The sequence below is a fragment of the Phenylobacterium sp. genome (assembly GCF_037138395.1).
Classification (GTDB): Bacteria; Pseudomonadota; Alphaproteobacteria; order Caulobacterales; family Caulobacteraceae; genus Phenylobacterium.
Map to the genome: position 1 here is coordinate 1 of NZ_JBAXIM010000229.1, position 2,596 is coordinate 2,596.

4 protein-coding genes are annotated in these 2,596 nt (G+C 63.3%); all 4 read left to right on the forward strand.

The window, feature by feature from the left end; translation table 11 throughout:
• Nucleotides 1-9 precede the first annotated feature (9 nt).
• The 4 genes from WCJ52_RS12620 to WCJ52_RS12635 all read left to right on the forward strand — a co-directional run bounded on the left by WCJ52_RS12620 (nt 10) and on the right by WCJ52_RS12635 (nt 2,562).
• Nucleotides 10-162: a type II toxin-antitoxin system RelE/ParE family toxin gene (locus WCJ52_RS12620; RefSeq protein WP_336903659.1), complete on the forward strand. Its 153-nt coding sequence runs from the start codon at nt 10-12 to the stop codon at nt 160-162.
• Nucleotides 159-518: a helix-turn-helix transcriptional regulator gene (locus WCJ52_RS12625; protein ID WP_336903656.1), complete on the forward strand. Its 360-nt coding sequence runs from the start codon at nt 159-161 to the stop codon at nt 516-518. The genes WCJ52_RS12620 and WCJ52_RS12625 overlap by 4 nt, the downstream gene beginning before the upstream one ends.
• An 860-nt stretch (nt 519-1,378) precedes the next feature.
• On the forward strand, nt 1,379-1,936 hold the full coding sequence (locus tag WCJ52_RS12630) for a hypothetical protein (protein ID WP_336903657.1): 558 nt from the start codon (nt 1,379-1,381) through the stop codon (nt 1,934-1,936).
• Between the two features lie 11 nt (nt 1,937-1,947).
• Complete coding sequence (locus tag WCJ52_RS12635) at nt 1,948-2,562, forward strand: hypothetical protein (protein ID WP_336903658.1); 615 nt, start codon at nt 1,948-1,950, stop codon at nt 2,560-2,562.
• The last annotated feature ends 34 nt before the right edge of the window (nt 2,563-2,596 follow it).

The following is a 2,596-nucleotide window of genomic DNA, read 5'->3' on the forward strand; positions in this document are numbered from 1 at the left end:
GATGGCGGTGTGTGGCGGATCGCGTTCGCATTCGACCCGGTGCGCGCCGCTATCCTTCTGGTCGGTGGCGACAAGTCAGGCCTTGCCTCGGGTCGATTTTACAAGGGACTGATCAAACGGGCGGACGCCCGGTTTGACCAACATCTGGAGTCATTGACATGACCTATCGCCCCATCGACGCCGCCGAGTGGATCGTGCGGCAACCCAAGTCGGTCCAGGACGCGGGAGAAGCGCGCGGCGAGGAACTCATCCGCGACTACACGCTGCGAGAAGTCCGGGCGGCGGTACGGCGTACCCAGGTCGAAGTCGCCGCCGCGCTGGGAACATCGCAGGACCGGATATCCAAGCTGGAGCATGGCGAGGACGCGCTCGTTTCGACATTGCGACGCCATGTCCGGGCACTGGGTGGAGAACTGCGGCTGATCGTGGAGTTTCCGGATCGCCCGCCGATGACCCTCGATCTCCGTGGCGGCAAGACCAAGGCGGTAAGCGCCCGGGCTGTCCGATCCGCCCGTTGAGGTGAGTACGGGACGGTCAGTTGACCCAGCCGGCCACCTCCCCTCGCAGGTGGCAATGACGGCGGACGTTGGGGCTTACTCGGCGGGTCGAATGGAATTCCCCAGGACCCGAAACAGGGGCTTCAGCCCGGCGGCCCAGAGCTATTGGGCAATCTTTCCAGTCGCGCGCTGGCACATTAAAGTTCATGTTTTGTTTCAGCTACCCAGAATCCCGGATTACGTTCTGGGTCGGAGTGGAGACCGCAGATAGTCCGCGTCCTCGCCGCTCCTTCCTGAAACCGAGCCCCTGACGGCGTCTTCGAGCGATGCGTCACGGCGCACATGGAGCCCCCATGCCTAGATATGCAGTCGACCCTTCGCGCCTGTCCGGTGAGGATCTACGTCGATGGTATATGCGGACGCCGGCGGAGATAGAGAGAGAGCGGCAGGCCGAGGTCGTTCGACGGCATCGCTCCTTCTTTGGAGGATTGCATTCCCCTGATCTTGACCCCGAATCTCGCCGCGAGCCTCCGCTCGTGGACCGAGATCTGGAAGCCGGAACCCCTCGTTCCATATGGCCGGCCCGCTATGACGATCCGGGCCTGATCTGGAACCCGGTCGGCGCGATCCGCGAACGCGGGGCCCGCCCTGCGGAGCTCCCATCACAGTCCCTCCGCGAAGTCTATGCACCCCTTCGCCAGCTCAGCGGCAATGGCGGGACTTGGACGGCGACCTCGACAGGACGCCCATCTTCGAATTTGCCTTCCAACCTTGCTACAGGGACGGGGGGCCAACAGCCGCCATCAGCTGTGAAACCCGCGCATCACGCAATCTGGGTGGCAGGTCGGGAGCCCGGAGATCTGGATCCCTCCATTACGGACGTGTTCGAGCCTGGAGAGGACGGGAAGCTTCACCCCGTCCCGGGTTGGCGCACCACGGGCCCCTTTGCCGTCGATGATTGGCTGCAAAGGTTCGACTGGGACGGTGTTGCGCAGGACCTTGCGGGCATCACCACCGGCGCTCTCACCTTCCTGGGAGGTGGTGGCCTGGGCACCGAAGTCCTCAATGGTCTAGGATACAGGATCGGCCCGGGTTTCATCCGGGGCATCATCGAAGGGCACCACGCCCTCCCCAAATTCATGGGCGGTCCCAACAAGCAGGAACTCGCGGCCCTCTTCCAAAGCCTTCATCGCGAGTTCCACGTCGAGCTTTCCGCAGCGCTCAGGAAGGCGGGTTTCCCTCGGGTGGGGGGAAGGGGCGGCGGAGCCAATGACTGGGCCGACTTCTTCGAGAAAAACATCGGCAAGCGCGATGAGGCCTTGCAGATCCTGCAGGACGTCACCCGTAGCTTCGACAAGCAGCGTGGGACAAAGATTTCGAAGTATCTGGACGCCGCCTTGACCCAGAGCAAAACTCCCCCTCCAACCCCACCACAATAGTCGAGATCCCCTTGGCCTCTGCAGACCCGTCCATGCGCAGCTGGCTTTGGTATTCCACACGGACGCCGAGATGCATCCAGCTGGATCGGCGGGCCTATGCGGAGATGCCCCATGACGGCCGTATCGTTCCCTGGGCTGAATGGGTCTGCAGGGCGCCGGATGGCGGCATTCATGTCAACGCAGGCCTTCGTCAGATTGACGTGGTGGTGTCGGAACCGCCCAGCGTCCGGGACGAAGTCAGCTGGACATACAACTACAACATCCGGCTACTCGCCCACAGTTGGGTGGATGAGATCCGCGACCTCATCGACGAGAGCCGCATGGGCCTGGGCGTGCTCCGGGTGAATGGCGAGGTCGTTCCCGGATGGTCGACGATCCGGGAGCGCCGCGCCCCTGCAATGCGAGCTACGGACGGTTGGACAAAGACCTGCCCCCTGTGCGGTGACACCTACACCCTCATCCACGGTCGTGAGTACTTCGCCGCTCCGGAGGTGATCGGCAGGCCGCTGATCGTTAACGACAGCGGGTTGTTCGTGCGCGAGGATATCGCCAGAAGCCGCCGGCTTCGGACGCCGCGTGGGGCGTATGAGCCGGGCGTTGTGAAGTTCGAAACCCCTGATGGCTGAGTACGGGGGGCGTGGAGAATAGTTCTTGCAGACT